The organism is Bartonella sp. MU70NMGDW, assembly GCF_042194085.1.
Classification (GTDB): Bacteria; Pseudomonadota; Alphaproteobacteria; order Rhizobiales; family Rhizobiaceae; genus Bartonella; species Bartonella grahamii.
This window is the reverse complement of the sequence record NZ_JBHIMK010000028.1, coordinates 20,429-22,793: the sequence shown is the minus strand read 5'-3', so window position 1 is coordinate 22,793 and position 2,365 is coordinate 20,429. Positions and strand designations below refer to the sequence as shown.

Below are 2,365 nucleotides of genomic sequence, written 5' to 3'. Positions count from 1 at the left end.
AGCATTTGCGCGTGATATTGCTCTATTAAAGCAATCGGGGATTAACCCTGTTGTTGTTCATGGTGGTGGGCCTCAAATTGCTGAAATTTTGATGAAAATGGGGATTGAATCACGATTTGAAAACGGTTTACGGGTAACCGACGAGCGGATCGTTGAAGTCGTTGAAATGGTTTTGGCCGGTTCCATAAACAAAGAAATTGTCGCTCTCATCAATGCAGAGGGTGAATGGGCAATAGGATTATGTGGCAAGGACGGCAATATGGTTTTTGCCGAAAAGGCTTATAAAACTGTCATTGATCCTGATTCGAATATTGAACGTGTTTTAGATTTGGGATTTGTTGGTGAGCCTATTGAAGTTGATCGCACATTGCTGGATCTTTTAGCATGTTCTGAAATGATACCAGTTCTTGCTCCTGTGGCTCCAGGACGCGATGGAAAAACCTATAATATTAATGCTGATATTTTTGCTGGGGCTATTGCTGGTGCATTAGAGGCTAAACGCCTTTTATTTCTCACTGATGTTCCTGGTGTTTTGGATAAACAGGGCCAACTTTTAAAAGAATTGACAGTTTCTGAAGCAGAGAAACTTATCAAAAATGGAACAATTTCAGGAGGCATGATTCCAAAAGTAGAGACTTGTATAAAAGCCCTTCAAAATGGTGTGGAAGGTGTTGTCATTTTAAATGGTAAAACTCCTCATTCTGTTTTACTAGAACTGTTTACCGAACAGGGAGTTGGAACGCTTATTGTTTCATAAATTGTGCGGAAAATTGGAGGAGAAAGCCTTTCATGACAAATATAAAACAGCTTAAATATCCTTTATTAAGTAAGCCAGAATTAGCAATATTTGTTGCAACAATATTGTGGGGTATTACATTTTTAGTCATTCATATCGCGGTACGCTATAGTGGTCCCCTGTTTTTTGTTGGATTTCGTTTTATTGTTGCATCTCTTATATGTGGAGCAATTTTTTGGCGCTCTATAAAAGGTATAACGGTTTATGAAGTTTTCGCTGGGATGGCGATTGGTTTAGCCATGTTTTTAGGTTATGCTTTTCAAGCAGCTGGACTTCAAACGATTATTAGTAGTCAGTCGGCTTTTATTACAGCGCTTTATGTACCTATGGTTCCAATCTTGCAATGGATTGTTTTTAAAAAACCTCCCCGTTTTGCTTGTTGGGTTGGTATTGTTTTCGCTTTTATTGGGCTTGTACTTATTTCAGGACAAAAGCCGGGAAATTTTGATTTTTCAAAAGGCGAAATTTTGACTTTGTTAGGTGCTTTAGCGATTGCTGGAGAAGTCATACTCATCGGAATTTTTGCCAATAAGGTTGATAGTCGGCGTGTGACCATTATTCAGTTATTTTTTAGTGGTTTTTTTTCATTTGCTTGTATGCCTTTGATGGGTGAAAGCATCCCTGAATTTTCGTGGGTATGGTTTAATATTGGTATAGGATTGGCATTAATGAGTGCCATCATTCAATTAGCTATGAATTGGGCACAAAAGTCCATTTCCCCTACACGTGCGACACTCATTTACGCAGGTGAACCGGTATGGGCTGGTATTGTTGGGCGTTTGGCTGGAGAACATTTATCTCCCTTAGCTTTATTGGGCGGTTTGCTTATTCTGATTGGGATCATTGTGGCTGAATTACAACCTTCACAATGGCGTAAAAAAAATAAAGCAATTGAAAAAAATGATTAGCTATGCACCTTTTCTATTATGATTTTATTACATGAGATTTTTGCTTGCAAAGTTTTCATTTTTGAGGCTTTTTTTAATATGAAGATAAAGGAGGCTTTATAAGCTATTCCAGCTTTTGTATAGAAAATTGGAGCAATAATATTTATCTGTTTGCTTAACCTCTGAAACGGGAAGTCAACGTTCATTGAGTCAAAGCATGAAGTGGTAAAGACAAAAAACAGCTTTCATCTTTACGATCATGTTTAAATTTAGCTTTACAATTTTCAAAAACATCCATGGTAATGTTTTTGAATAATGAAAATTACGCACTGTCGCACTTTATTTCTTTTGTCCTTTAATCGAGTTATGCTTCTCACGTAAAATAGAACGCCTAAAGCAGCCTCCCATAATGTTGTATATTAACGCGTTTTTTAAAAAGACAATTTTCTTAATATACATCATATTCATTGACGGTCCGCGTGAAGTATAGAAAAACTACAGAGCATCATCGTTTTACTTAAATAAAAGGCACTAGCATTTTCTTTGTCAGTTCTCAATATTATGACAGCCTTTGGCATTTGAAAGAGAGAGAGGCATGTTTACTCATTTCTTAAACGTTTTTATCCATATACTAGCCCTGTTTTATAATGGGGAAGCACAAAATTTGATTGATTCACTATGA

General features: G+C 36.8%; 2 protein-coding genes. Both read left to right on the top strand.

All coding sequences use genetic code 11. The features are described 5' to 3' along the window. Positions 1–757 (top strand): acetylglutamate kinase (gene argB, locus ACFIKE_RS04405; protein WP_375648473.1); only part of this gene is annotated, 757 nt, incomplete at its 5' end. A 32-nt stretch (positions 758–789) separates the two neighbouring features. Next, complete coding sequence (locus ACFIKE_RS04400; RefSeq protein ID WP_375625468.1) at positions 790–1,704, top strand: DMT family transporter; 915 nt, start codon at positions 790–792, stop codon at positions 1,702–1,704. Positions 1,705–2,365: the final 661 nt, after the last annotated feature.

What these genes read in the sequence shown, in the direction of transcription:
- ACFIKE_RS04400 (WP_375625468.1), top strand. Translation starts at nt 790, where the DNA reads ATGACAAATATAAAACAGCTTAAATATCCTTTATTAAGTAAGCCAGAA.